At 45.3% G+C, this 25,556-nt stretch carries 28 protein-coding genes; 5 read left to right on the plus strand and 23 right to left on the minus strand.

The features are described from left to right. Nucleotide 1: 1 nt before the first annotated feature. The 17 genes from ACTNDI_RS09765 to ACTNDI_RS09845 all read right to left on the minus strand — a co-directional run bounded on the left by ACTNDI_RS09765 (nucleotide 2) and on the right by ACTNDI_RS09845 (nucleotide 11,259). Nucleotides 2–1,930: a DNA primase family protein gene (locus tag ACTNDI_RS09765; RefSeq protein WP_441100799.1), complete on the minus strand. Its 1,929-nt coding sequence runs from the start codon at nucleotides 1,928–1,930 to the stop codon at nucleotides 2–4. Further along, nucleotides 1,927–3,786 carry a hypothetical protein gene (locus ACTNDI_RS09770; protein WP_441100800.1) on the minus strand — a complete coding sequence of 620 codons (1,860 nt, stop codon included), beginning with the start codon at nucleotides 3,784–3,786 and terminating at the stop codon, nucleotides 1,927–1,929. The genes ACTNDI_RS09765 and ACTNDI_RS09770 overlap by 4 nt, the downstream gene beginning before the upstream one ends. A gap of 71 nt (nucleotides 3,787–3,857) precedes the next feature. Further along, nucleotides 3,858–4,325 (minus strand): DUF669 domain-containing protein, encoded by a 468-nt coding sequence (locus tag ACTNDI_RS09775; protein ID WP_441100801.1) that lies wholly within the window; start codon nucleotides 4,323–4,325, stop codon nucleotides 3,858–3,860. Nucleotides 4,326–4,455: 130 nt separating this feature from the next. Then, nucleotides 4,456–5,556, minus strand: a complete 1,101-nt coding sequence (locus ACTNDI_RS09780) for a hypothetical protein (protein WP_441100802.1) — start codon at nucleotides 5,554–5,556, stop codon at nucleotides 4,456–4,458. A 1-nt stretch (nucleotide 5,557) separates the two neighbouring features. Next, a complete protein-coding gene (locus ACTNDI_RS09785) occupies nucleotides 5,558–5,785 on the minus strand; it encodes a hypothetical protein (RefSeq protein WP_441100803.1) in 228 nt (75 codons plus the stop codon). Between the two features lie 17 nt (nucleotides 5,786–5,802). After that, nucleotides 5,803–5,979: a hypothetical protein gene (locus ACTNDI_RS09790; RefSeq protein ID WP_441100804.1), complete on the minus strand. Its 177-nt coding sequence runs from the start codon at nucleotides 5,977–5,979 to the stop codon at nucleotides 5,803–5,805. Further along, nucleotides 5,976–6,599: a hypothetical protein gene (locus tag ACTNDI_RS09795; protein ID WP_441100805.1), complete on the minus strand. Its 624-nt coding sequence runs from the start codon at nucleotides 6,597–6,599 to the stop codon at nucleotides 5,976–5,978. The genes ACTNDI_RS09790 and ACTNDI_RS09795 overlap by 4 nt, the downstream gene beginning before the upstream one ends. 5 nt (nucleotides 6,600–6,604) lie before the next feature. Next, the gene (locus ACTNDI_RS09800; protein ID WP_441100806.1) at nucleotides 6,605–7,021 is read right to left on the minus strand and encodes a hypothetical protein; all 417 of its coding nucleotides are present in this window, start codon (nucleotides 7,019–7,021) and stop codon (nucleotides 6,605–6,607) included. Then, the gene (locus ACTNDI_RS09805; protein WP_441100807.1) at nucleotides 7,014–7,190 is read right to left on the minus strand and encodes a hypothetical protein; all 177 of its coding nucleotides are present in this window, start codon (nucleotides 7,188–7,190) and stop codon (nucleotides 7,014–7,016) included. The genes ACTNDI_RS09800 and ACTNDI_RS09805 overlap by 8 nt, the downstream gene beginning before the upstream one ends. 1 nt (nucleotide 7,191) lies before the next feature. Further along, the gene (locus tag ACTNDI_RS09810) at nucleotides 7,192–7,398 is read right to left on the minus strand and encodes a hypothetical protein (protein WP_441100808.1); all 207 of its coding nucleotides are present in this window, start codon (nucleotides 7,396–7,398) and stop codon (nucleotides 7,192–7,194) included. Next, a complete protein-coding gene (locus tag ACTNDI_RS09815) occupies nucleotides 7,385–8,674 on the minus strand; it encodes an SNF2-related protein (protein WP_441100809.1) in 1,290 nt (429 codons plus the stop codon). Before ACTNDI_RS09815 ends, ACTNDI_RS09810 begins: the two co-directional genes overlap by 14 nt. Beyond that, on the minus strand, nucleotides 8,667–9,074 hold the full coding sequence (locus ACTNDI_RS09820; protein WP_441100810.1) for a helix-turn-helix domain-containing protein: 408 nt from the start codon (nucleotides 9,072–9,074) through the stop codon (nucleotides 8,667–8,669). The genes ACTNDI_RS09815 and ACTNDI_RS09820 overlap by 8 nt, the downstream gene beginning before the upstream one ends. A gap of 30 nt (nucleotides 9,075–9,104) precedes the next feature. Then, on the minus strand, nucleotides 9,105–9,446 hold the full coding sequence (locus tag ACTNDI_RS09825; RefSeq protein WP_441100811.1) for a DUF739 family protein: 342 nt from the start codon (nucleotides 9,444–9,446) through the stop codon (nucleotides 9,105–9,107). Nucleotides 9,447–9,620: 174 nt separating this feature from the next. After that, nucleotides 9,621–9,824 (minus strand): hypothetical protein, encoded by a 204-nt coding sequence (locus ACTNDI_RS09830; protein ID WP_441100812.1) that lies wholly within the window; start codon nucleotides 9,822–9,824, stop codon nucleotides 9,621–9,623. A 12-nt stretch (nucleotides 9,825–9,836) separates the two neighbouring features. After that, a complete protein-coding gene (locus ACTNDI_RS09835) occupies nucleotides 9,837–10,466 on the minus strand; it encodes a SprT-like domain-containing protein (RefSeq protein ID WP_441100813.1) in 630 nt (209 codons plus the stop codon). A gap of 178 nt (nucleotides 10,467–10,644) precedes the next feature. After that, a complete protein-coding gene (locus ACTNDI_RS09840; RefSeq protein WP_441100814.1) occupies nucleotides 10,645–10,983 on the minus strand; it encodes a hypothetical protein in 339 nt (112 codons plus the stop codon). Between the two features lie 12 nt (nucleotides 10,984–10,995). Further along, on the minus strand, nucleotides 10,996–11,259 hold the full coding sequence (locus ACTNDI_RS09845) for a hypothetical protein (protein ID WP_441100815.1): 264 nt from the start codon (nucleotides 11,257–11,259) through the stop codon (nucleotides 10,996–10,998). A 209-nt stretch (nucleotides 11,260–11,468) separates the two neighbouring features. On the opposite strand from ACTNDI_RS09845, the gene ACTNDI_RS09850 reads away from it, so the two are divergent. The 3 genes from ACTNDI_RS09850 (at nucleotide 11,469) to ACTNDI_RS09860 (ending at nucleotide 14,304) form a co-directional block, all read left to right on the plus strand. Beyond that, nucleotides 11,469–12,128, plus strand: a complete 660-nt coding sequence (locus ACTNDI_RS09850; protein ID WP_441100816.1) for a S24 family peptidase — start codon at nucleotides 11,469–11,471, stop codon at nucleotides 12,126–12,128. Between the two features lie 14 nt (nucleotides 12,129–12,142). Then, on the plus strand, nucleotides 12,143–12,619 hold the full coding sequence (locus ACTNDI_RS09855) for a hypothetical protein (RefSeq protein ID WP_441100817.1): 477 nt from the start codon (nucleotides 12,143–12,145) through the stop codon (nucleotides 12,617–12,619). 461 nt (nucleotides 12,620–13,080) lie between these two features. Beyond that, the gene (locus tag ACTNDI_RS09860; RefSeq protein ID WP_441100818.1) at nucleotides 13,081–14,304 is read left to right on the plus strand and encodes a tyrosine-type recombinase/integrase; all 1,224 of its coding nucleotides are present in this window, start codon (nucleotides 13,081–13,083) and stop codon (nucleotides 14,302–14,304) included. A gap of 333 nt (nucleotides 14,305–14,637) precedes the next feature. On the opposite strand, the gene ACTNDI_RS09865 is transcribed toward ACTNDI_RS09860, so the two are convergent. The 6 genes from ACTNDI_RS09865 to ACTNDI_RS09890 all read right to left on the minus strand — a co-directional run bounded on the left by ACTNDI_RS09865 (nucleotide 14,638) and on the right by ACTNDI_RS09890 (nucleotide 23,210). After that, complete coding sequence (locus tag ACTNDI_RS09865; RefSeq protein WP_441100819.1) at nucleotides 14,638–16,161, minus strand: AAA family ATPase; 1,524 nt, start codon at nucleotides 16,159–16,161, stop codon at nucleotides 14,638–14,640. 697 nt (nucleotides 16,162–16,858) lie between these two features. Next, complete coding sequence (locus ACTNDI_RS09870) at nucleotides 16,859–18,127, minus strand: substrate-binding domain-containing protein (RefSeq protein WP_441100820.1); 1,269 nt, start codon at nucleotides 18,125–18,127, stop codon at nucleotides 16,859–16,861. A 329-nt stretch (nucleotides 18,128–18,456) separates the two neighbouring features. Then, entirely contained in the window at nucleotides 18,457–19,434 is a 978-nt protein-coding gene (locus ACTNDI_RS09875) for an ABC transporter permease (RefSeq protein WP_441100821.1), read from the minus strand. Between the two features lie 13 nt (nucleotides 19,435–19,447). After that, nucleotides 19,448–20,959, minus strand: a complete 1,512-nt coding sequence (locus ACTNDI_RS09880) for a sugar ABC transporter ATP-binding protein (RefSeq protein ID WP_441100822.1) — start codon at nucleotides 20,957–20,959, stop codon at nucleotides 19,448–19,450. Nucleotides 20,960–20,974: 15 nt separating this feature from the next. Beyond that, complete coding sequence (locus ACTNDI_RS09885) at nucleotides 20,975–21,955, minus strand: ABC transporter permease (protein WP_441100823.1); 981 nt, start codon at nucleotides 21,953–21,955, stop codon at nucleotides 20,975–20,977. A 241-nt stretch (nucleotides 21,956–22,196) separates the two neighbouring features. Next, nucleotides 22,197–23,210 (minus strand): LacI family DNA-binding transcriptional regulator, encoded by a 1,014-nt coding sequence (locus tag ACTNDI_RS09890; protein WP_441100824.1) that lies wholly within the window; start codon nucleotides 23,208–23,210, stop codon nucleotides 22,197–22,199. A gap of 483 nt (nucleotides 23,211–23,693) precedes the next feature. On the opposite strand from ACTNDI_RS09890, the gene ACTNDI_RS09895 reads away from it, so the two are divergent. Together ACTNDI_RS09895 and ACTNDI_RS09900 are read left to right on the plus strand one after the other, a co-directional pair. Then, a complete protein-coding gene (locus ACTNDI_RS09895; RefSeq protein ID WP_441100825.1) occupies nucleotides 23,694–24,608 on the plus strand; it encodes an ATP-binding cassette domain-containing protein in 915 nt (304 codons plus the stop codon). After that, entirely contained in the window at nucleotides 24,605–25,498 is an 894-nt protein-coding gene (locus ACTNDI_RS09900; protein ID WP_441100826.1) for an ABC transporter permease, read from the plus strand. Before ACTNDI_RS09895 ends, ACTNDI_RS09900 begins: the two co-directional genes overlap by 4 nt. Nucleotides 25,499–25,556: the final 58 nt, after the last annotated feature.

Here is a 25,556-nt window from a genome sequence, read left to right on the forward strand (position 1 = left end):
GTCACCTCACAAATACTTGGCATTTCCGACCGTTTACCCTTCTGGATTCAATTTTCAGGTCAAGGGTTTTCTTGATAACCTTGGAAAACTGAATCTTTGACATCGGGTTCATGTTGTTTTCTGCACAAAACACGGTGTACCGCCGGTATACGTCCGCCGTTGATTCATTCACAATATCTGTATCAACGTCAGAATCCTGAATAAATCCAGTGATAGGGTTGTTCTCGCTTTCGTATTCTTCCCGCTGCTTTTCCACCTTGTCGCTTCGTGTAAACTCTGCGTTCTCCGGATGAATGCGCTTCAGCCCTTCAATACCAACCCGAATAAGGTACATCCGCGCTTCTTCTGAACGTAACTTGCTTTGGATGTGTTTGTCATATCCAGCGGAACCTTCTTTGAATTCCGCATCAAACGGAATGATGATCAGACGGTCAAGCACCGCCCCGGTTCGGTCTTTCATCCTTGGAATGTCGTTGGCCGAAAACAACAGTTTCACATACGGATTGAATTCAAACGGGTCTTGCCCTTTCTGTTCTGCTTTGATCCGGTTCCCGGCAACGATCTTTTTGAACATTGCCACCTGTCCGCCCTGAAGAAAGTCATCCCCGATATCATCACCAATGTTGGCAAGCTTGCCAAACATCATGGCTGTGCTGAATCGGTCTGACAGTTCTTTCAGATCAAGAGCACAAATGTTGTCTTCCCCCAGTGTGTTTTTTAACCAGTCAAGGAAAGTAGATTTTCCGTTTCTTTTCCCGCCGGTCAGGATAAACGCCTTCCGCATGTTGTTTTCACGATACAGACAATAGCCAACACATTCTTCCAGCAATGCCCGGATAGACGTATCCCCACACGCCATAGCATTCAAGGTTCTATCACCCACTTCGCTGTAAAACGTAGGATCATAAATCAGATTGATTTTGTTCGTTATCACAAAATCCGGTGAATAATCCATCATTTCATCTGTTTCAAGGTCATAAATTCCATTTCTGAATGCGATATATCGCGCTGGTGCCGGTTCCATTGGCGGGGCAATCAGCTTCAGATACTTCAGGACTTCCAACCGCTGTGACGCCTTCAGGTTCGGTATAATGTCAATCATGGTCTTTTCCAACACTTCCTGACTGGATTCATATACCCCGTTGGTGTACACATGGACGTGTCCACGAATCTTCACAATGTGCTGTGTGTTTACCAGATATTGGGCGAATTTATCAAACAGGAATGCGTTGTTTTCGTTGAAGAAATTCGGAACCTGAAAGGCTCCATCCCTCATGATTACGTCAAGTTCCGATTCATCCAGCGGGGTATCAAATACAAACTGATTGGCATTCTTCAGTATTCGCCTGATAATATCCGTTCCAATCTGCAACCGCTGAAGGATCAGGATATACTTGAACAGTTCGTCATTACGTCCGTCTCCGGTCTTCATGCCCCACAAGTCAATGGATGTAACAACAGGCCATAATTCTTCAGGAATTTCCTGATAGTCTTCACCTTCCAGAACGTCATACTCTGGTGGGAACCGCTTTTCTCCATGGACACACAACGGGATATAGGTTGATCCGCTGTGAATATCTGCCTTAAATCCGACCGCTAATTTCTTATCCGTGCCGTTCTTAAACCTGTGTGTTCGTGATTTTTTCCAGTAAGTATGCCCGCCGTGTGTAGACGGAAGGGCTAAACACTTCCATCCATTTTGTTCAGCCATGTTCAACACAGCGTTGAACACTTCTTTTGAGTCAAAGCTTATATCCACAAATTCATCATTCAGGATTGCACCAAAACAATCTTCCTTCTTGACTTCATCCCAATCATGGATATGGTCACGGCCTTTTACCTTTTCTTTTGGGTGCTTGCCATCACCGGAAGGATTACCCAAAACATAAGTTTTGAAGACCTTTTCATTTCCTTTCCATCCGTCCGTCATGTAATCACCCCAAAATCTTTCAATCGCTTTTTTGCTATGTCTATATACCATCCACGGTCAAGATTGGCCGGGCACTTCACCCCGTCCGTGCTGTCATTCCAAACGAATGAGTGGTCAGGTGTTCCGCCGAACTTTTCCGGTTTGTGCTTACCGCCCTTACACTTCAGGATTCTTCCATTCCGCATGTCCTTGGAAGCAAACACCCGGTATGATTTATAACTGTATTGTTCCGTATGTGGATATTTGAATACTTTGGTTGTACTTCCGTCCCGGTGTCGTGTCTCTCTCAGCAGATTAGGCGTTCCATATTCATGTTCCACATATCTGTATTTGTCTGACAACTTCACCAACTTCTGGAATTCCTTCAGGTCATCACAACTATTGATTGTCCGTTCGACCGGAATCTTGTGAACCATGTATTCAACCAGCGCCCTGTTGATAATCGGAAGGTCATAATCTATGGCCTTCAGTTCCTTCACGTATGCGCCTTTTCGTTCTACGCCGCCCTTGGCATCAATCCACAAGTAATTGTTCACGTCTTTTTGGTAGATTTCCGCTATGGTGTCCAGTCCAAGAAGAATAAAACACTTGTCTGTGGAACACCGGGTTTCCCAATCAAAACAGATATCATCAACCATGTTGAATGCTTCGTCTGTGTCAGGAATCTGAATAATCAAACCATCTGTATTTGACTGGATAAGCTGGAACCCCGGCACAGCTTCCAGATGTTCAATCAGGTCAAGCAGCATCAACTGCCCGTTGATACACATACAGTTGTTGTTCCGTGGATCATATGCCGGGTTCGTGGCGTCCTTCATGGCACCGGACAGGGCATTCAGCAGCTTCTTGTATGGTGCCTGTTCTCGCTTCTTTCCAGCCCGTTTTAGCGCCATTCTGGTGTCATATACATGTTTGTACTGGTCTGGCCTGTGCGCCGCCCGTGTGACCAAATCCCACGCAATCAGCATGGACGGATAATAGCTGCCGACATCAACATGCAATATCTGACCTTTTGTGTGGATGGGCTTTGCTGTTGCCCCATGAAGGCCGCCGAATCCAAACACGTGCGGGATTCCGGCAACTTCTGTTTCCAACGAACGGGAATAAAAATATTTCTTATCATTCCAGTCATCCGGGCTGAATGTATGGCCTAATTCTGTTGAAGTGTCACGAACTGCATTCTTGAACCAGTCCATCACATATCTGTATTTTTTCAACTGGATACATGGAAGGAAAAAGTAATCAAATTCGTCATGCCATTCGTGCCGTTCACATTCCAGAACCTTTGCTGTGATCCGCGCTTCCGTGTCCCCTATGCTGGACAGCGGAAGATTGAACGCCTTCACAATTCCGAACTGTGCATCAAATTCAGACTTCCGCTGGATAAAAACCTTCATGGTTTCTTCCACATCGTGGCGGCAATAGTAAACCGTCTGATCTATTTCTTCTGGTGTCAGCTTCCGGTCAATGTTGAATGGCACATCTGTTTCTTTAATGTTGGAACCCATGAATCCTTCCAGCGTTTTCAGGCCAATGGGTGGGTTCGGCATACAGTCATAGTTGTTCAGCGGGATGTTTCGCATCAAAGAACTGAATTGCCACGGTTCGTTTCGTTTAACGATGATCCAATCATTCAGTTCTTTCGGATTCAGGCCGCACAGGATGCATTTCAGAATCCATTGATCATAGTGACGGCTGTTATAGCCAACCCAGATATCGTTGATGTTCCTGTCATAGAATTCCTTCAGTTTTTCGGGGCTGTTGATTATTGGGAAAATGTTTTTTGTTTTGGTGTCAGACACGACAACAAGCCAATCATGCTTGAACACCTCAAAATCATAGAAAATCATTGCCATTTACCCCTTTCCAGTTACCCCCCCCCCGATTCCGACACCCTTATTTGGATGCGGAACCGGAAGGGCGAAAATCATTCCAGAACCCCTAAAATGTCAATGCTGTTGAAAGCCTTGTCATCATAGTCCACGTCATACTGAAGCCCCATATCATCAAGTGCTTCCGCAATATCCATTACAAGGTCAGCAAACTGCGGATAGTCCCTGAATTTAACATCAATCAGTTCTCCGCCATCATCTTCTGCTTCCAGCTTTGAAAGCCAAGTTTCAATTCCGGCAATCATCCTGGCATCATTCTTCGTACCGCCAATCACGCGATTCATGAACATCAGGCGGCCTTTGTGTTCCCCGTCAATGACCTTCATGGAAATAGAAACCATCGGTTTTCCCGTCTTGGACATCTTCATTTCCAGCTTATTCATTTCCACGTGATACTTGCCCTTCGGAAGGTCTTCAAACGTGTTCTTCCTTGCTTCCTTGATATCCTTCTGAAGTGCATCCTCATCAACTGTCTTCTGATAATCATCCCAAATGTTACTCATTGTCTTTTTTTCCTTTCTCAAATTGAAAACAAAATCATCAACAGTATAATCAGCGTAAACAGGAATACACGATTCCCTGATTCCTTGGTCAGGCCGCTAAGTACCCAACCAAGGATGAACCACCAGATCATCATGCCTTCCTTCTGCGGCGACTTGCGCGCGGCATAGGTGGGGTTTCAGGCAATTCTTCAAACGGGACTTCTTCATCCGTTCCTTCAGGGATATTCATAAAGGCAGCGGAATCAATAGCCGCTCTTACTTCATCATCTGAAGCATGTTTTGAAATGGCTTCCACCCCGGCATTGAACTGAGCTTCACCGATTTCGACTGCATGTTCCGGCACCGGATCACCGGCATGTTTCTTCACGACATTGACATCATCGGCAAGATAGAAATAGGTGTCCTTTGTCAGGATTTCAGGCGTGGGTTCAACCGTCCTTTCCTTGCGCTTACGTTCTTTCGGTTTCTCCGTTTCCGGTTCCGTGCTTTCCGCTTCTTCCTTCTTCTCACTATCAGAAGCAGAATCAGAACGCTTGCCACGTCTGCCGCGCTTTGGCTTCACTTCATCTTCATTGACCGTGTTTTCCTTGTCTTCAGCGGCGATCTGTTCATCCGTCTTCGCGCCATCCATGAAGTAGTAGTTGCGAATTTTGTCTTCCACGTACTTCAGATCATTGGGAATGAACTTGGAAGGGAACATTCCTTCAGGTGTCTTCAGGGTGTCGTTACCGGAATTCTGTGTGACAAAGTAATACTTATCGTCAATAACTTCCGTTCCAAGTACCACCATGAACAAGCCTTCGACTGTGATGTACTTGTCCAACGCCTTACCAACGGTTTTGATTTTGCGCTTGCCATAGTCATCTGTTTCAATGTGGCTGTTCAGATAAACGATGGTGTCATCCGGCAAATCGTTTAGCGCTTCCAGTACATCGGAATATCCCTGTTCAATCTCGTTGAATTTTTCCCATCCCTTTTCACCAATGCGGTGCATCATAGGGATACCAAGGATATACTGAAAATCATCAATGACAATATTCTTCTTTTTGGTGTTCTTCAGCTCCCTGATAACGTCCTTTGCCGTGGGGGTTTTCACAATGTCATATTTCCCACGGAATGGAAGAATGGGTTTAACCACGGAACAAATCTTCACTTCTTCCGGCTTGAAGTTCTTGATGGAATACGTCTTTCCTGTGCCGGATTCCCCTAATACCAGTACACCAATAGCCATTTCACTTTTCCTCACTTTCTAAATTGAAAATTTTCTTATGAATCTGTATTCCGAATGTCAGAAGTGCCAAGCCTAAAAGCGGCGATTCCATACACTGTTCTGTTCCGGCTATAAGTTCACATACGGCCTGACTAAATTCTTCTTCAGTAATCGTAATCTGACGATTTTCTTCCCAAAGATTGGAAGACTTCACTAACCGTCCATATTTAGGAATGTCCTTGTAAGTCATTTTCTTCTACCCCCATATCACTCTATATGCCATCTCTGAATATCTTTCAGGTTGTACCAACCAACCCACGCGCCATCTTCGTTCATGAGAACCAGCCCGTTAGCTGTAACTTTGTAGTTTGCAAAATCTTTACCAATCTTCCACCCATAGCACCCGCCATCATGCATATTGATAATCAAATCTTTCCCATTCATTTGTTTTCCCCTTTCTTGACTTCCTGAACGTGGGACGCCCACATGTCAGCCCAATGAAGAATCATGAGAAGCGGCGTTTCGTGTCCCGGAATCAGATACTTTGCATGGTCATACAGTCCATCGTGTGCGTAGATCGCCCACTCTTCATCATCAGTCAAATCAATGAACAGCGTGGCAAGCTTGATTGACCTCACGGAATGTGGGATTGCACACAGCGCCTTGTTTCTCTCATAGGGCTTTGCTTCACTCTGAACATATTCCGGTTCAGCTTCCGGATCAGATTTCTTGAACTTCTTATTCTTGATCATGTTCGGGATGTATAACGACTGGCCATGATCGCCGCATTTGCCAAGATCATGCAGCGCGGAAACAATAATCACAGACGTTCTGATTTCTTCATAGCGATTCTTTCCAAGAAGCGCATAGCCAATATTTTCAGAGTTCATCATGACATTCCGGGTATGCTGTACTAATCCGAATTCACAGCATTCATGATTCCCGCCGCTTGCCGGTGCATGGAAGAAACCGATTTCATCCATATACTTCACCAGTTCTTCCATTCCTTCCCGTTTGGTAGATAACAGCGCATCCACCACATATTTCTTGTTATCCAGTTCCATGTCATTCATCCTTTCTTTCTGTAAACTTTATCCAATAATATGGCTGGTGATGGTTCTGTGAATCCTTCCATCAGTTCATCGTGTTCTTCCAACATGTCGGTAATATCGCGTTGAAAATCTTCGAATCCTGATGGATAAAGGAAGCACGCTTCACCGCCCGAATCCCTAATTCTGTTGGTGTTTAATTTCTGAAGTTCGGAAGGCTTGCCGTGTTCGGCTTTCAACTCCACTGCAATGAACAAGCCGACCACATTCAAAATCAGATCAGGAATGCCGGACTTCTGGAATCCGCCACCCCACACTTTGAAATACCATCCAACTGGTGTTGTAGTTATTTTGTCTTCTGGGAATCCAGCCGGGTAAATCCCGCATTCCTGAAGGAATCGTTCAACCTTGTGTTCAAAATTCTTTTCTTCAGCCATTCTTGCCGCCTTTCCGAATTTTCAGGAATTCTTTCAACGTGATCCCATTCATTGTGGCGGCCATTTTCAATGCAGTGTGTTTATCACCTACCGTGAAAGGAACCACATTGCCATTGTGGATGACCACCCAATTGTGCGTTCCACGGATTTTCTGAACATCAAATTCCATTTCACAATTCCCCAATCAGTCGTTTGTACAAATATCCACCGATCATGAATATGAATCCTGTGATAAGCAGCGGAACGGTATGCGGATCATCTGGAACATGTGCTTCAGTCGCATAATCCATATTTCCAACTGCCCCAAAAATATAAATGGCACCGGCAATCATTACTGCATCTGCACATCTTGAAATTAAGTATTCAATTTTCCTCAATGTCCTTCTTGAACAATGCATCTGTATAGTCCTTTCTCATTTTCAGTGTTTCCAGAACCCTTGTTTCAACCGTTCCTGGACACATCAGGTAATAGTAAAAACACGGCCTGTGCTGTCCTATTCGATGAATACGGGCTTTTGATTGCTCAAACAGTTCTGACCTGTCAGGAAGGGTAAAATAGATCACCTTGTTTGCAACCTGAAGATTCAGCCCCATTGCACCAGCCTGATACTGAATCAGCGCCACTGAATCACTGTATTTGACAAATGGTTCAAGGTCTTTCTTTTCCCCATTCACAACCGCTGCCGGTCTGTTCAACTGTTCAACGATGTTCAACAGTTTGTTCAACTCATCGTTGAAGTTGTAGAATATGATGATTCTGTCATCCGTGGATTCAATCAGGTCACGCACGGCATCCAGTTTGTATTGGTTGTACTGTCCGCATATCTGCCGCGCATACATCCGCATTGTCAGTGTCGTATCTCCAACAAGCTGTTTGCCTTCCACCCACGCCACACGGTCTTTCATAAAACGCTTATATACCGCCGGGGTTTTCACTCTTACAGTGATTTCATTCATGTCTGGAAGATCAACACCAAATTCTTCAGCCTTCATAAACACCGCGCCGTGTTCGGCAAGCTTCCGTTTCAGGCGGTCAACATTTTTGTATCCTATGACCACCGGAATCTTGAAGCCGGAACCATCTACATCAATGAAATCCTGAACAACGAACTGTGAATAATACGTTGTTTTCTTGATGTTCCACCCAAGTAACCGAACCTGTGACCAAAGGCGTTCATACTTCCCGGCTGTTGGTGTTCCTGATAGCAGAATCACGTGTTCAGGATGAAGCTGAAGCACGAATTTTGACCGTTTAGCGTGTTCATTTTGTATCATTGAAGATTCATCCAGCATCAATGTGAAATGCTCTAATTTCGCCAATTCTGGACGTCTGAATGCCAATTCGTAATTGATCACCAGTACACACGGCTGTTTCTTCAATCCGCCATCAAACAAGTGCCACGCATCCAGTTCACCGCGCTTTGTCAAATCCCACACAGAATATTTGTAGTAGGTGCTGAAGTGTTCCACCCAATCAGGAACCTTTGACTTCTGACAAATCACAAGATTTATATGGCATCCGTACCGCTTCATCTGTTCGGAACCAATGAAGGTTTTGCCACCGCCCATGTCCACGTAATCCGCCACATTATCAAACCCAGCCGTTTGTTTCATGACCGCTATCTGATGGGGTAATAATGTGATCTTATCCATTGGCTAATCCTTCAATCTCTGCGAATTTTTTGGCGTTAATGAAATATGACCAACGGCCTTCAGACGTATGAATTGCATAGCCCCACGGGAAAACGCCTTGACGCAATCCCTTCCTGACCGTTTCATGATTCATTCCAAGCAACCTTGCTGCCTGATCCACGCTAAGACGCTTCATCTTGGAATCTGTATTAACTGGAAATGATGTTGTTTCCGTGGCATCCAAATCGGATACCTGACAGCCTATGGCTTCAGCGATGACGATTTTCCTTTCATCCGTGGGTTCGTTTTTACCTGAAAGATACTGGCTGATGGACGAACGCCCGATACCTGTCATCTTGGCAAGTTCGGACTGTGTGATTCCGTGGACAGCCATCTGTTTTTTCATATTGTCTGCAAACATTGGTATTCATCCTTTCTTGAAAGTTCATTGTCAATGAACTTTCAGTGTAAAAAAATATTCCTGAATTTCGGAATCATCAATTCTAAGAATTTCCACGGCCTTCAGGATTTCCGATTGCTTCCAATCAATCTTCCCATTCAGCTTCAGGGATATTGTTCTTTCCGAAAGTCCCATCTGTTTTGCGAATTCCGCACGGGTTCCGCAAACCTCAATGATTCTTCCAATCAGTTTTCCGTACTCATAAGCCATATCATTCACCCCTTTTCTATTATTTTTTAATGGCAAAACCGCAATTCGGACAGTATCGCCACCACGCTTCTGTGATCCGTGTACCGCAATTCCCGCACGTGTAAGTGTCGTATTTGTGGCCATACATGCCTTTATGAAATTTTGGTGTGACAGGAACTGCCTTGTCCCTTTCGTAGCGCATCCGGTTTATACTGTGTTGCTTGTCTGCGCTATCAGGCATGGATTGCGCCCACTGGATAGCGACATCAAAGCTTACCATCTGGCCATATGACTTTGACACTTACTCACCACCTTCTTTCACTCGCTGATTGAATTCAGGTAAGCACGGATTTTTTCAGTGTTCCATAATACCCGGTGTCCGAACTGGATTCTTGCGCCCGCTTCCGTTCCGATCTTCACCGCCGTTGCTCTTCCACAAGAAAGCAATCCCCGTAATTCATTGGTATCAACCGTGAGCTTCTGTGTAATATCTGTTCCCTTGTACTCAATTTTTTTATTCATGATTTTTTCCTTTCACACATCTTCTTCAAATTCTTCATTGCAGTCAGCACAGATCACATGCACTTCTTTGGTTGCCCTGATAATTGCGCCACACACGGGACACACATATTTCCGGCTGGATTGCTTACTTGCGGCTTTTCCGATTTTCGGAATCTTCTTTCGAAACAAATCAAACTTAAAATCACCAAGGGATTGAAGAAACTTTTTCCCATCTTCATTCAGGCTTGTTTTTGTCCATCCATACTTTTCATCTTTTTCAATCGTAAGCCCATGAGCTTCAGCAACAGCCTTGAATTTTTTGTTGTGGTACTTTCCGCCACGGCTTGTGTCCTGAATGCCTTCCTGAAGATTGTAAAGATGAACCATTTCATGAAGCAGCGTGCCAATGACCTGTTCAATTGGTCTTGAAAGGTATTCAGAACAAATATTGATTTCATAATACCCTTCATCAATCTTGGCGTCTTCCTTGTCAGCCCATGCCTTCCAAGCTGTACACCATCCATAAGCATTTGCTGTATCCGGCGAAACTGTGATGACTGGTCTTTTCAAATTTCCATGATAGAAATAGGCGTTGGCTTTATCAAAAATATCTTCCAGCTTATCAATCACTGGATTCAAACTCTGTGTCATTTCGTCATCCATCCTTTCGATTACCTCTGCAAAGGTGAAGTTCACTATCAATGAACTTCATGCTCTTATCTTACGACTGCAATAATGCGATGTCAATAGATAAATTCATTTTTATTGAATTTAATTTCATTTACAATGAACCTTCATACAAAACAAATCCCCGGCTTTTGTGCCGGGGACTTTAAAAAATTTATAAATCGGAAAAGCACGCCCCAGCGTCCTTTTCTTTCATTCCGTTTGCGATACACCGGAAATACCTTTGTTCCACTCTCCAACTTACGATTTCTTTGATCCTGCCGTATTCTTTTCCGGTAACTTTCCTGGACTTTGCCGCCCATTGAAGTGTTTCGCATTCATCAATAAGATCATCCAAGTCATCAAAATCTGTTATCTTGGTTCCGGCAATTGTAAGCGGAAAACTAATCTTTTCATCTTCCAAGTCATACTTGATACAATGCAATTTGTCATCCATGGATTCAAGATTGAAGATCCAACTTCCTTTGACAAAATACTTTCTTACTTCAGCCATTCTAATCCCCCCTTACTGTTCAACAAAGAAGAACTTCACGACTTCATTTACTATGATGTACATCATGTAAGTGATCGAAAAATCATCTTCTACAGAACTGTGGTTGATAATATCTTTGGCAACGTGTTCAATCGCTTCTGTTGTAGGTTCGTGGGTTTCCACGTAATTCATCATGTTCATGTACTGCTTTTCTGTTCCGCATGTATAGAACTCATGCTGAATGCACATCTTCCGAATTTCCCACACATCCCAATGTCCCATCATTTTGTATTTCATATTATCCATCCTTTCTGGCTGACCGTCTGCAAACGACTTTCAATTTGGTTAAGTTCATTACTGATGAACTTCATGCTTATAAGATATGCCTTTGAAGTTAACTTGTCAATAACTTATGTTCAATTTTATTGAATTTATTTTCATGCTGTGATATAGTACAGATAAGTTGAAAGTTAGGATTCAACTAATACAGAAAGGTGGGAATTGCCATGAAGTCCAATACAGCCCAGCGATTGCGCTATCTCATGGACGTAAACGGATATAAACAAGTGGATATTCTGAATAAATGCCTTCCATACGCTGAAGAATACGGGATCAAACTTAGGAAGAATGATATTCATTACTATCTGACCGGTGAATCAGAACCCGGAAGAGAAAAGCTGACAGTTCTGGCGCACGGCCTGAATGTTTCGGAAGCGTGGTTGATGGGGTTTGACGTGCCAATGGAACGGAATGTTCCTGATCGAATCAGTGCCATCACCACACAACGTATTCCGCTTATTGGAGCTATAGCTTGCGGAAAACCTATTGAAGCCAATGAAGAATTTGAAGCGTATGTTGAAGTGGGCGCAAAAGTCAAGTGTGATTATTGTGTCAGGGCAAAGGGTGACAGTATGATTAACGCCCGAATCCACAACGGGGATATTGTGTTCATTCGGAAACAAGAGATGGTTGATAACGGCGAAATTGCCGCCGTGCTGATTGATAATGAAGTCACATTGAAACGATTTTATTATTACCCGGAATCAAACAAACTTGTTCTTCAAGCTGAAAATCCACAATTTGAACCACTGGTGTATGTTGGTGAAGAACTCAATCATGTGACAGTCCTTGGCAAGGCCGTTGCCTTCCAGTCTGATATTAAGTAAAAGGCGGTGAGATTATGGGATTACTGTTTCCAAAGAAAAATGAATTGTTTATGACACATCTTGCCGGTATTGATCAGTATCATGAAGGTTGGGCGCTATCGCTCATGCTGACAGATACAGAAATTGTGTTTACTCCAAGGGCATTCAAGAACCAGTCAACAATTCATCTCCCAATTGAAAAGATCATATCCGCCAAGAACGAGCTGTTTCAAAGTGAAAAAGATGAATCAGTGATTGCCCGCGCCATTGTTGGTGATCTCCTATTTGGCACCAAGGGCGCGATTGTCGGGGCTATGACCGCCGGGAAGAAGAAAGTCACCAAGTGTATGTATGTGATCCGTTATGAATCGAATGGACAGCAAAAGGCTATTGTCCTAAGTCAGCAACAGGGCGGTTCTTCAGGGTTTACCAAATGGAACAAGGCGCTAAATGCCAAACTGAAACCTGAATCACAACCAGCTATGGCGGTTCCAAAAGATGTGACATTGTAGAAAAGTTCAAGTTTGTACAAGATGTGTACAAGATGAAATTGTTATCTTGAACGCCTTCAAAGCCTTGATTTTACTGGGTTTTTTGATAGATGTTCAAGATGGAAAAGATAAATCTTAATTTATTATATAAAAGACGGAATTTCGTAATTTCACACTTAAAATTAAAGTGTGAAATTACGAAAACGGGTAAATATAAATATATATAAGGATTTATCTTGTACAACTTGAACACACCCCCCGAAAAACCCAGTATTTATGCGGCTTAGAGGGTGTTCAAGATGATTTTTTATCTTGTACACATCTTGAACGCATCTTGAACAAAAAAATGTCCCGGCCTATTGCAGTAGACCGGGACGAAAGGATGAATAACCAGAACCTAATGTGTGAAAAAGGAAATGGCTATACATGTAAAGTATACCATTTTCTTTGCCATATCTCAATCAGGAAAGGTGGTACTTTGCATGAAAGGCGGAACACGTAAACGTGGGAAAACGTGGTCATACTATTTCGACATGGGAACTGTTGGCGGCAAACGACAGAAGAAAGAAAAGGGTGGCTTTGCCACAAAGAAGGAAGCGGAAGCGGCACTTGCCGCTGCCCTGAACGAATACAATAATGCCGGGATGATTTTCACGCCGTCCGAAATAACCATGTCTGATTTTCTGGATTTATGGATGGAACAATATGTGAAAATGCATTGTAAATATACAACACAGCGGAATTATGACAGTATGATCAGAACACACCTGAAGCCACAATTTGGAAACTATAAGCTGAAGTCTATGACTACCGCACCAATCCAGGAATACATAAACACCCTGAAGAAGGAAGGGTTTGCCCGTCAGACAATCCGTGAAGCCCTTGTGATATTGGTTACATCGTTGAACTACGCTGTTGAACCGTTGAACTATATTCAATATAATCCAGCCGAACGGGTGAAAATCCCAAAGTATGAGCAGAAGAAAGCACCCACCCACCACTTCATACCGGAATCCGATATGAAACGAATCATTGAACGTTTCCCGGAATCATCACCGTTTTATGTGCCGATCATGATCGGGTATTATACTGGTGTTCGGATTTCGGAATGTTTCGCGCTGACATGGGATAGAATTGACCTGAAAAATCAGATCATCAGGATTGACCGTCAGGTGGTGTACAAAAGTGAAATGGGGTGGTTTTTTCAATCTCCAAAGACAGAATCATCTATTCGTTCTATTCAGTATGGTGCTACACTTCAAAAGATTTTTCTGGCAGCACATAAGCACAAACAGAAGAAACGTATGGAATTGGGATCACGATTTACTGAATACTACATACAGCCGGGAAAAGATGAAAAAGGAAACACGGCATACAAGATCACATGCTGTGATCGTGGGAATATGCCTGGCATGGACATAGCTGATTTTGTCTGTGTGCATGATTCCGGTAAGGTAGTTTCCCCGTATTCGTTTTCTTATGTCGCAAGCGTGTGCCGGAAGAAATTGAATATTGATTTCAATTATCACAGTCTTAGACATACCCACGCCACCATGCTGATTCAGGCCGGGGCGCCTATCAAAGACGTTCAGGAACGGTTGGGGCATTCCAGCATTCAAACCACTATGAACGCCTATGTCCATAATACTGACAGCATGAAAAACGAAACGGTTGAACTCTTTGAACAAATATCACATTTGGCATAAAAAATAAGCCGCTGAACAGATTGAACAGTTCAGCGGCAATTTTCATATTATGGTGGCATAATGGTGGCAAGTGACTATATTTCTGTTGGTAAGCGCACGGGAAAGCCTTTATTTTGGGCTTTTCTGTTCTGTGTTATTGATAACAAGATGTTATAAGTCTTTGCACACGTTACTTACTCCTAGCTTACGCCTCTTGCCTCACGGGACCGATTTGCGGCTGCTCCGCAGTCTTCCGCTGTCTTCCGTTGTGTCTGCCGTGCTGCCTCTCATCCGAGAATCTGTCTCACCATCAAAGAAATCTGCAAACGCAGACTACTCGCCAGGTGCTGCCTCTCATCCGAGAATCTGTCTCACCATCTCCGGTGTGAAGGTGACACCCGCAAGGTTCCCCGTTTCAATCTGATAAAGGGCGTTCGCCGCCAGATGTTCCGCCGCCTGCTCCAGATCACGGCAGCCGGGCATCCGGGCAAATTTCTCAATCACGACATCGACCGCGTCATCCGGAATGATGCACTCTTCTGCCTTCATCCCCATCCGTTTCAGGATCTTCGGAAGAGAAAATCTCGAAAAGATAACCTTCTTTTCTTCCGGCGTATAATCCGGAATATCAATAACCGCGAATCGGCTCATCAGAGGAGCGCTGATCCGAGACTTGTCGTTTGCCGTCGCGATCGGATAGACGCCTCCTGTTGGAATCATGCACTCGATGTAGTTGTCGGTATATCCCAGATTATCCAGAAGTGTCAGAAGGGCATCCGCCGGGTTTGCGCCCGAATCCCCCTGATCTGCCTTATCCAGCTCATTGATGATGAAGACAACATTGTCGGAGCCTGCTCTCGAGAACGCCTCCATGATCAGCCCAGGTTTCGCGTTCGCGTAAACTCTCGGACTTCCGGTCAGTGCCTCCGGATCCGTTATCGCACTCATATCCAGTGATGCCCATGGAAGTTTCAGGATCCTCGCGACCGCATAGGCGATCTGCGATTTTCCCACACCGGCAGGACCGGCCAGAAGGAGTCCATAGGCAGGAAGAGTGTGTGTGCGGTTGATCTGGATGATCGTCTCAATGATTCTCTGTTTCACCTTTTCCAGTCCGTACAGCTCCTCGTCGAGAATTTCACGGGCCCGCTTCGGATCGATCGACTCAAACCATGCGCCCTTCCACTGAATATTCAGCATCATGGAAAGCGCACGCTGCGCATGCCGTCTCTCGTCCTGGCTGATGGTATTGGTCCGGATCAGAGACAGATTCCGCTGTGCCCATCTCCGGATATTCGACGGAAGGACAGCTCCCGCACACGCCAGAAAATCCGTCATGCTTGAAATGTCCGTCAGCTTTACCTGCTCTTCCTGTTCCTCCGCTTCCTCCTCCAGGTCAGATTCCTCCTGAAATCTCCCCGCCAGAATCCGTCCGATCGTCATCTGCAGAAATCCGTCCGTGCCCGCGGCAACCTTTCCCGAATAATTGACCGCATGAACCTTGTAAATTCCGAAACCATCCGCCATCTGACAGCCGGACAGCCTTACCGGAACCTGATTTTCTCCCAGCCATCTGATCAGCCGTTCAAACCTGCGGTCCACCCTGAGGATATCGGTATACTCCGGACCGGCCCCGGTCTTATACTCAAACCCTGTCCTTCTCGAAGGATTCATGAAATTACCTGTAACATGGTGCTTCAGTTTTTCCCCAGACGGCTGTCTCAGTATGAGAAACGGATGCTCCGGATTCGCTGTGTCCGCCTCAGAATCAAATGTCGTATAGGTACATACGGGGCCATCAGGACTTTTTGCCTTCTTCGCCTCACGAAGAGATTTCAGGTCAAATACCTGGCTGCCTCTTGACTGGATTTCCGTCATTTCAATTCCTCCGATAGATAAAAATATAAGAACGTTGTCTTCAGCTGATAAGTTATGGTGCCCTCCGGAGTTCAGCTGCCACAATACAGATCCCAGAGTATACCTGTCACAGCGAATTTGCCACAATAGGCCTGCCGGATTGCAGTTGTTTCTTAACGTACTCTTTGAGTCTAACAAAATCGGCTTCGCAAATCAATATTTGCATATGCGACGCGCGTGACGATCCTGTCTGTGTTTTCGAAGAGCTTATACACTAACGGCCATACGATACATCGTGCCACATACTGTATAAAGCCAGCTGCTCCGTTGCTTCGCAACTCTCGCAGCTGCCACATGTGACCGACTTCGTCGGTCTGTCGCGGCGTTCGCCCCACCGCTTCACACTTTGTGTGAGCGGGTGTGGCTCACTGCCCGCGCATATTCGCACTTCCGTGCCACAAACTGTATAAGTCCCCGCGTCACTTCGCTGCTTCGCAGCTTCCGTGCCGCTAACAGGTATTCGCATTCCCGCGTTGCTTCGCACCGCTCCATGCTCATACCTGTTGTCGTCGCTAATGTTCTTGCCCACTGGTGAGCAAGCTCCCCGTGGGCCAAGAACATTGCGACTGGACTTATACAGTAAAAAGGAGCGCGGCCATCGGCCGCACTCCCGTCATTTTAAATGATATTCATCTGAACGATACTGACTTTCAGACAATTAGTCGTACAGGTTCGGAGCGATATCCGGATCGTCGATGTTGTCTGCGTTGTACCAGTAACCTGCTGTCGGAACATCCTGAAGCTCCTGTCCGTTAGCAGCTGCTGTCAGAGCATAGATTGCGTAATATCCCATCATCAGAGGAGACTGGGTAACTGCGCCGTAGAGCTGTCCGCTCTGTACTGCTGCCTTGATGGTAGAACCAGCATCGAAGCCAACACCGATAACGTCGCCGTTGGATACGTCAGAACCAAGAACGGAAAGGTTAGCATCTGCTGCCAGAACACCTTCTGCTGCGGTCTGGTTGGAACCGAAGATTGCGATGGTATCCTCTTTGGAAAGGATGGTCTGTGCCTCTGTGGAGCAAAGCTCTACAGTTGTCTGTGCCGGAACTGCTACCTCGATTACAACATCTGTGTCACCGGTATCAGCGCCTTCAGCGTTGTTTACATAGAACTCGTTGCCTTCTACGGAAACGGTCTTGCCGTCTGCCTGGATGAGCTTGATCATCTCGTTGATGAATCCAAGACCACGCTGCTGAATGTTCAGAGCGGTAGCATCCTGGTTAACCTCACCGATACGAACCTGACCGTCAGCGTTCTTGATCTCGTCCTTGATCGCATCATACATGTTGTCTGCTGCTACAGAGCCAGCCTGTCCGTTATCTGTCGCTACGGTACATACGATGGATCCGTCCGGAGCATCCGCAACACCGGTATCAAATGCTACAACAGGGATTCCGTCTGATGCGCAGGTCTTCAGAGCGTCAAGTACGGAAGTTGTATCGCAGGCTGCAAGGCCGATTCCTACCGGCTTGGAAGAAATTGCGGAGTTCAGCATGTTAACCTGGTCAGCGATATCAGACTCGGAGTTCGGTCCCTGGCAGTCATAGGTAACACCAAGCTCGCCAGCTGCCTTCTTCATACCCTGCTGAGCGGCATCCCAGTAAGTGGACTGGAAGGACTTAACCAGCATCGGGAAGTTGTAAGCCTCGTTTGCCTTCAGGCCATCAAACTGCTTTGTAGCGTCATCTGTGCTCTCTGCCGCGGAGCTGCTGGATGCAGCAGTCTCAGAACCGCTGGTCGATGCTACGGCTTCTGTGGAAGAGCTGGAAGTGGATGCTGCAGCGCTGCTGGATGTGGATGCTGCTGAGCTGCTGGATGACTCAGATTTGCTTGCAGATGTGCTAGTGGATCCTGATCCGCATCCTGCAAGCAGAGTTGCTACCATTGCTGCACTCATTAAGGTTGCTACGACTCTACGTTTCATGTTTTTCCTCCTTTAAATACATTTATTAGTTTTTGTATTTATTTGCATTCCGAAATGTCCCTTCCGGAAATAGCAAATCCAATATATCATTTTTTGAATAAACTGTAAACATTTTTTGAACAATCTGTGTCCAAAATCATCCACAAATTATTGTTTGAAATTTTGTCGCTTTCGTATAAATTCTTTGAAAATGTCACATCTTTTTCTGGATCCGCGGCCGGATGCAATTCTCAGGCTTGTTGCCGTCAAATATGTCTGACGGCAAAGAACCTTCTGCACTCGCCCGCGGCTGAATGCAAGCTTCATACTGCAACTGCGCAGCTTATACTTCAGACTGCAGCTGCGCGGCGTTTCTTGATGATATCAATCAGTACGGCTACAATCAGAACCACACCGGTGATAATCTGCTGCCAGTTCGCCTGCAGACCGATGTAGGGAAGACCTGTCTTCAGGAGGCAGATAATCATAACACCAATGAAGGTTCCGATAATGGAACCGTAACCGCCGGTTGCGGATACACCGCCGACAAATACTCCGCCGATGGCATCCATCTCAAGTCCGGCTCCGGTACCAGGCTGTACGGTAGGCGTTACCGCCGCATAGGCGATCGCCGCAAGTCCTGTAAAGAAACCGCAGACAACATAAACCATTACGTGATAGAACTTTACATTAATTCCGGAAAGAGCAGTTGCCTCTCTGTTCGATCCGATGGCGATGGTATAACGGCCGAATCTGGTGTGATTCAGAACGAACTCCATGACAAACATCAGCACCAGCATCACGAAAAATCCGATGGGGAACTTAAACGCTCCTCTTCCGGAGCCGAAGGTCAGCTTGAAGATCGAATGAAACCATCCGCCGGGCTGCTGCAGCGTCGGCCACGGAGTAGCCGGGCACATAGATCCGATACCACGGGTAATCATGCAGGTGGAAAGAGTGGCAATGAACGGAGCCAGTCCCATGACACCGATCAGAACTCCGTTCAGAAGTCCGATCGCGCATCCGAAGAGGATGCAGATCAGCATGGCAGCCACAACCGGAATGTTATTGTTCCGGATCAGGGTTCCGCCGACCAGCGCGTAGCATACCATACCGGTACCAATGGACAGGTCTACACCTGCGGTAATCAGCGGGAAGGTTACGCCGAAGCCCATCAGCATGTCATAGTAAGAGAAGTCCAGCATACTAAGGATAGAAGAATACTTACGGAACTCCTTACTAAATATGAAATAGATTACCATCAGCAGAATCGCGATGAGTAACGCTATATATCTCTGATCATTCAATAAAGATTTCTTCTTCGTCATGTCTGTCTCCCCCTCAATTGATATTCCGAGTAGCCTTATCCATGATATTCTCCTGTGTGGCTTCCTCGATCCGGATTTCACCGGTCTTTCTGCCCTCACACATAACCACGATACGGTCACTCATTCTGAGAATCTCAGTCATTTCAGAAGAAATCATAATAATCGATTTTCCTTCTGATGCCAGCTTGTTCATTAATTTGTAGATCTCGTTCTTCGCGCCTACATCGATACCTCTGGTAGGCTCATCAAAGATCAGGATATCACTGTTACGAATCAGCCACTTGGCAATGACAACCTTCTGCTGGTTGCCGCCGGACAGGTTCATAACTAGCTGATCCGCGCTCGGTGTCTTTGTCGCGAGTTCCTTGATCAGTCTCTCTGTCTCCTTCTTTTCTTTTGCCTTATTGATAAAAGGTCCGTTTGAAAAATCATCGAGACATGCCAGTGTCGAATTCTCAATGATCGATTTCTGTACAACAACTCCGAAACGGCGTCTGTCCTCGGAAAGATATCCGATGCCGGCTTTTACCGCGTCCTGCGGGTTGTTGATCGTAACCTCATGCAGCTTTCCGTCCTTGCCCATGATGGAGATTGTTCCACTCTGCTTCGGATCAGCGCCGAAGATTGCTCTCGCCGTCTCAGTACGGCCAGCACCCATCAGACCGGAGAATCCTAGGATTTCTCCCTTGTGAAGCTCAAAGCTCACATCCTGAACCATATGGCCCGCGTTGAGATGATCCACCTTCAGAACAACCGGTGCGTCCGGCGGGCACATGCTGTGCGTCTTCGGATCCTCATAGATTACACGTCCTACCATCATGTTGATGATGTCTTCCTTCGTGGAATCCTTGGTAATCAGCGTTCCTACATATCCGCCGTCCCGCATGACCGTTACACGGTCTGTGATGACCTTGATCTCATCCATACGATGAGAGATGTAAATAATACCCATGTTCTGCTCCCGCAGATCACGGATGATCTTGAACAGATCATCAATTTCCTTCTCTGTCAGCGCGGCAGACGGCTCATCGAAGATAATCAGCTTGCAGTCATGGGAAATTGCCTTGGCGATCTCGCACATCTGCTGCTTTCCGACTGTCAGATTTTTCATCTTCTCTCTCGGGTTGATGTCGATCTTCAGCCGCTCAAACAGCTTTTTGGAATCCTCGATCATCTTTCTGTCATCGATACGGATTCCCTTCTTCGGCTCACGGCCGATGAAGATGTTCTGCGCTACCGTCAGATCTCCGACCATGTTCAGCTCCTGGTGCACGATGACTACGCCCGCGTCCTGAGCCTCTCTTGTGTTGTGGAACTCTACTTCTTTTCCAAAATATGTGATTGTTCCGGAATCCTTCTTGTAAATTCCGGTAAGAACCTTCATCAGTGTTGATTTTCCGGCACCGTTTTCTCCCATCAGCGCATGTACTTCACCGGCTCTGACCTCGAGGTTTACATGATCCAGTGCGTGAACGCCAGGAAAAGATTTATCGATACCCTTCATTGTTAAAATGACTTCGCCCATTCTCTTCTCCTTTCCTTAGTTCTTTCTGCGTCTGGCGGTTACATCGGCGTATACTGCGACGATAACGATGATACCGGTTACAATCAGCTGTATATCTTTACCAAGTCCAAGTGCAAGGATTCCCTCCTGCAGCAGTGAAATGATAAATACACCGATTACCGTTCCGAGAATAGATGCAAGGCCGCCGACCATGGAAGTTCCTCCCATGACGCATCCTGCGATGGCCTCGTTGTTGTACTGATCGCCATATCCGGGCTGAACTGTGGTATATGCTGCCACGAAGAAAATTGCAGCGATTCCGGTGAGAAGTCCGCACATTACATATGCGCTCATCTCCCATTTCTTTGTGTTTACGCCGGACAATCTGACTGCTTCACGATTGGATCCCAGGCAGAGGATATAACGTCCCATCTTTGTATTGTAGAGAATGATGCCGCAGATGACAGCCGCGATGACGAAGATCACCAGTCCGACTGGAAAACCGTTGAAGGATACGATGTTACGGAACCATCCGTTCACCGGATCCGTGGAAAGCGGCCAGCTCTGTGACTGCGTCTTGGTGAATACGGCAGCAGCACCCTTCGCGATGTTCATCGATGCCATGGAAATGATAAACGGCGGGACCTTCTGGTACGCCACCATATATCCGTTGAAAATTCCAAATACCAGTCCGATAATGATTGCAATGATGATGTCCGCAACCAATGGCATTTTGTAGGAATTCAGGCAATAGCCTCCGACCAGCGCGCAGCAGAACATAACCGGTCCGATCGAGAAATCGATACCTCCTGTTGCGATTACAAAGGTAACGCCGAGTGACAAGAAGCCAAGAAAATAAACGTAGTTCATGGTATTCAGCAGGTGCTTTGTACCCGCGGCCGCAAATCCTTTGATTCCGACACAGAATGCCACGTACATGAGAATCAATACGCAAATCAGTATGATCCTGTTGAATCCGATTTTCTTGACGATTGGGTTTTGCTTGATCTTTTCCAATTTTCTCCCTCCCGATGCATAGTTTTTGCCTTTCAAAGCTCCGGACGATCTGCGGTTATCGGCACCCGTGGCATCCGGCGTTTTGTGAGATTTCACCAAAACCTATCATGGTGAAACGTTTCGCTGTGTCCTATTATGGCTTAATTCACATTTCTTGTCAATAGTTTTTGCACAAATAAAACGTGTGAATTCACAGTTTGTCGTTCAATTGCACAAACTCTAAAACTCTGCACATTTATTCTCAGCACTGGCATCCCCCTACCGGGCGAATCGAATCCCCCTTCATCACCGTTGCCTTCAGCACAACGTTTCTGGGTGCAAGATCTTCCTTGCTGTTGATCCGTTCCAGCAGCAGCTCTACACTTCTGGACCCAAGTTCCTCCATCGGCTGCTTCATCACGTAAAGCTTCGGACTGATGATCCTCGGCAGAAGAAGATCATCAAAACCAAACAAAGAAATATCTTCCGGGCAGTGAAATCCGGACTCATTCACCGCCATCACAACTCCCAGGTTAATATCGTAATTTGCCATAAAAACCGCCGTCGGCCGCTCCGGCAATGCCAGAAGCTCTTTCATGCTCTGATATCCGTAATCCACCGTCTGGCTTCCAGTCTTGATGTATTCTTTTCGCACCTCAAGCCCATGCTGTTCCATCGCCTCCAGATATCCCTGCTTTCTCTGCGCTCCGGTGTATTCATGATCAGAACAGATAATTGCAATCTTTCTGTGTCCCGCACCAATCAGAGTATTCACTGCTTCCTCCGCGGCTTCTTTATTGTTGATGGTAACACAGTCCTCCCTGTTTCCATTCAGAGCCCGGTCGATCAACACAATGGGGATGCCGGCATCCCGCGCCGGCTGCAGAAAATCCGCATCCCGCTCTGCCGGTATAATGATGATACCATCCACCTTCTTATTAAGAAGAAACTGCAGATTCGAGTGCTCCATCTCCGCGTCTCCGGCGGAATCGCAGATCAGCACACCATAGCCCTTTTTTCTAAGCTCCTTACCGATGGTGCTCAGAATCGTCCCGTTGAAGATACTGGCAATGTTGTACACGATGACACCGATTGTCTTTGTCCGGTTGGTGACCAGCCCCCTTGCGATTTCATTCGGCCGGTAATGCAGGCGTTTCACTGCTTCCTCGATCTTCTCCCTGTTTTTCGGGAGTACATTTCCTCCGTTGAGATATTTTGAAATTGTCGCAAGCGAAAGGCCGGTTTCCTCTCTGATATCCTTAATGGTTGCAGGCATATTTTTCCCCCTCTTACTCTCTCCGGCGAATTTTTTCGTCATATTTCTAGAACAAAACGTTTCGTAATGAAGTAATTATATCTTTATGCACAAATTATTTCAAGGGGATTCTTAAGCTATATATCATGTTGTCTGCGCCTCAAAGCCTTATTCATTTCGGCAGGATAATATATATGCTGCATATATTCTGCGGCCTTCAGGGTGCTCATTCCGCCATTTCGAAGCACCAGCCTGTAAAACGCGGATATCCATAAAGATATAGATTGACAGCGCTGAAGCGGGCTGTCAGTATGGAATTAAGAGATAAACTGGAATGAAAAGCTCGTAATTTTACAAGGATTTTTCACCTCACCGGATTTTAATAAAATCCTCCGCAAGCCTTGAAGCCAAGGGATTTATCGCAATCAGCAGAATGCTTACTGAGGTATTTATGAGCATTTTGAAAGAGATAAAGAAAGAAGAAAATAAACAGGAGGAAAGCGAATGAGCGATATTATTCAAATCAATAATCTTAACAAGAGTTTTGGAAGTGTAAACGCTGTTCAGGATTTGAGTTTTCGCGTGAAAAAGGGAGAGCTGTTTGCTTTTCTTGGTATCAATGGGGCAGGAAAATCAACTACAATCAATATCATGTGCGGACAGCTGCCGAAAGACGGCGGAAGCGTTTTTATTGATGGCCACGATTTAGATGAGGATGTAGATGATATTAAGCGTGAACTGGGTGTAGTTTTTCAATCCTCTGCCTTGGATTCCGCCCTTTCTGTTTATGATAATCTGGAAAGTCGTGCCGCTTTGTATGGCATTACCGGAATGGATTTTAAGAAACGACTTGCGAAGCTTGCGAAAATATTAGATTTTGAAAACCTGTTGAAGCGCACCGTTGGCAAATTATCAGGAGGACAGCGCCGGAGAATTGATATTGCAAGGGCTTTGTTTCACAAGCCCGAAATCCTTATTCTTGATGAGCCGACAACAGGGCTTGATCCGCAGACACGCCGACTTATCTGGAATGTCATATCAAATTTTCGCAAGAATGAAAATATGACTGTATTTTTAACTACGCACTATATGGAAGAAGCCGCGGAAGCTGATTATGTTGTAATTCTTGACGATGGGAAAATATCCGCAGAGGGTACTCCTCTTGAATTAAAAAATCTTTATACCGGGGATTACGTCACAATTTATGATGTAAAGGAAAAGGATATTAAGGCACTTGATGTGGAATATGAGCAAATCAGAAACGGTTATCGCCTTTCTATACCGGATACAAAGGCCGCTACCGAATTGATTATTCGTAATCCGCAGTTGTTTAATGATTACGAAATAACAAAAGGAAAGATGGACGATGTTTTTCTTGCTGTTACGGGCAAAACACTGGCGGGAGGTGAAGAAAAATGAATACGGCTTTCACACTTATCAAAAGAAACAGCAAATTGTTTTTTAAGGATAAGGGCATGTTCTTTACCTCTTTGATAACACCTGCTATATTGCTTGTACTTTATGTGACTTTTCTCGGGAATTTGTATCGGGATGGTTTTACATCTAATTTGCCCGATTCAGTAACATTATCAGAAGACATAATAGAGGGACTGGTAGCCGGTCAGCTGATCTCATCCCTTCTTGCTGTTTCGTGTGTAACGGTTGCATTTTGTTCTAATTTTTTGATGGTGCAGGATAAGGCAAATGGTACGATAAGAGATTTAAGAATATCTCCCGTGAAGCCAGCTGCACTCTCGCTGAGTTATTATGTTGCGACCTTGCTTTCAACACTGATTATTTGCTTTTCTGCAACGGGTATCTGTCTCGCTTATGTGGCTATTGTCGGCTGGTATATGTCGCTCAAAGACATATTCTTTTTGTTTCTTGATGTTTTACTTCTTGTTTTGTTTGGAACAGCATTATCTTCGATTATTAACTTTTTCTTATCAACGCAAGAACAAATTTCAGCGGTAGGCACAATCATCAGTGCGGGATATGGGTTCATTTGCGGCGCATATATGCCTATTTCTTCATTCGGAGAAGGGCTGCAAAAAATAGTCTTATTTTTGCCGGGTACTTATGGTACATCACTTATCCGAAATCATACCATGCAAGGGGCCCTTGCCGAAATGCAAAATCAAGGTATTCCAGCAGAGGTTATTGAAAAGCTTAAAGATTCCCTTGATTGCAATCTTTATTTTTTCGGAAGTCAGGTAAATATCGGAACAATGTATATGATACTTGGAATTACTATTTTGGTATTGATTGGGCTTTATATTTTGTTAAACAAATTAAAAGAGAATATATAAACTTGTCGTGATGATAATGATTTGCCTTGAATTTTTTTCCTTAACAGCGAACCCAGTA

Source organism: Bilifractor sp. HCP3S3_D3, from assembly GCF_052063915.1.
Lineage (GTDB): Bacteria > Bacillota > Clostridia > Lachnospirales > Lachnospiraceae > Bilifractor.

Coding starts and splice junctions, on each gene's coding strand:
- ACTNDI_RS09765 (WP_441100799.1), bottom strand. CDS start 1,930: ATGACGGACGGATGGAAAGGAAATGAAAAGGTCTTCAAAACTTATGTT.
- ACTNDI_RS09770 (WP_441100800.1), bottom strand. CDS start 3,786: ATGGCAATGATTTTCTATGATTTTGAGGTGTTCAAGCATGATTGGCTT.
- ACTNDI_RS09775 (WP_441100801.1), bottom strand. CDS start 4,325: ATGAGTAACATTTGGGATGATTATCAGAAGACAGTTGATGAGGATGCA.
- ACTNDI_RS09780 (WP_441100802.1), bottom strand. CDS start 5,556: ATGGCTATTGGTGTACTGGTATTAGGGGAATCCGGCACAGGAAAGACG.
- ACTNDI_RS09785 (WP_441100803.1), bottom strand. CDS start 5,785: ATGACTTACAAGGACATTCCTAAATATGGACGGTTAGTGAAGTCTTCC.
- ACTNDI_RS09790 (WP_441100804.1), bottom strand. CDS start 5,979: ATGAATGGGAAAGATTTGATTATCAATATGCATGATGGCGGGTGCTAT.
- ACTNDI_RS09795 (WP_441100805.1), bottom strand. CDS start 6,599: ATGGAACTGGATAACAAGAAATATGTGGTGGATGCGCTGTTATCTACC.
- ACTNDI_RS09800 (WP_441100806.1), bottom strand. CDS start 7,021: ATGGCTGAAGAAAAGAATTTTGAACACAAGGTTGAACGATTCCTTCAG.
- ACTNDI_RS09805 (WP_441100807.1), bottom strand. CDS start 7,190: ATGGAATTTGATGTTCAGAAAATCCGTGGAACGCACAATTGGGTGGTC.
- ACTNDI_RS09815 (WP_441100809.1), bottom strand. CDS start 8,674: ATGGATAAGATCACATTATTACCCCATCAGATAGCGGTCATGAAACAA.
- ACTNDI_RS09820 (WP_441100810.1), bottom strand. CDS start 9,074: ATGTTTGCAGACAATATGAAAAAACAGATGGCTGTCCACGGAATCACA.
- ACTNDI_RS09825 (WP_441100811.1), bottom strand. CDS start 9,446: ATGGCCACAAATACGACACTTACACGTGCGGGAATTGCGGTACACGGA.
- ACTNDI_RS09830 (WP_441100812.1), bottom strand. CDS start 9,824: ATGAATAAAAAAATTGAGTACAAGGGAACAGATATTACACAGAAGCTC.
- ACTNDI_RS09835 (WP_441100813.1), bottom strand. CDS start 10,466: ATGGATGACGAAATGACACAGAGTTTGAATCCAGTGATTGATAAGCTG.
- ACTNDI_RS09840 (WP_441100814.1), bottom strand. CDS start 10,983: ATGGCTGAAGTAAGAAAGTATTTTGTCAAAGGAAGTTGGATCTTCAAT.
- ACTNDI_RS09845 (WP_441100815.1), bottom strand. CDS start 11,259: ATGAAATACAAAATGATGGGACATTGGGATGTGTGGGAAATTCGGAAG.
- ACTNDI_RS09850 (WP_441100816.1), top strand. CDS start 11,469: ATGAAGTCCAATACAGCCCAGCGATTGCGCTATCTCATGGACGTAAAC.
- ACTNDI_RS09855 (WP_441100817.1), top strand. CDS start 12,143: ATGGGATTACTGTTTCCAAAGAAAAATGAATTGTTTATGACACATCTT.
- ACTNDI_RS09860 (WP_441100818.1), top strand. CDS start 13,081: ATGAAAGGCGGAACACGTAAACGTGGGAAAACGTGGTCATACTATTTC.
- ACTNDI_RS09865 (WP_441100819.1), bottom strand. CDS start 16,161: ATGACGGAAATCCAGTCAAGAGGCAGCCAGGTATTTGACCTGAAATCT.
- ACTNDI_RS09870 (WP_441100820.1), bottom strand. CDS start 18,127: ATGAAACGTAGAGTCGTAGCAACCTTAATGAGTGCAGCAATGGTAGCA.
- ACTNDI_RS09875 (WP_441100821.1), bottom strand. CDS start 19,434: ATGACGAAGAAGAAATCTTTATTGAATGATCAGAGATATATAGCGTTA.
- ACTNDI_RS09880 (WP_441100822.1), bottom strand. CDS start 20,959: ATGGGCGAAGTCATTTTAACAATGAAGGGTATCGATAAATCTTTTCCT.
- ACTNDI_RS09890 (WP_441100824.1), bottom strand. CDS start 23,210: ATGCCTGCAACCATTAAGGATATCAGAGAGGAAACCGGCCTTTCGCTT.
- ACTNDI_RS09895 (WP_441100825.1), top strand. CDS start 23,694: ATGAGCGATATTATTCAAATCAATAATCTTAACAAGAGTTTTGGAAGT.
- ACTNDI_RS09900 (WP_441100826.1), top strand. CDS start 24,605: ATGAATACGGCTTTCACACTTATCAAAAGAAACAGCAAATTGTTTTTT.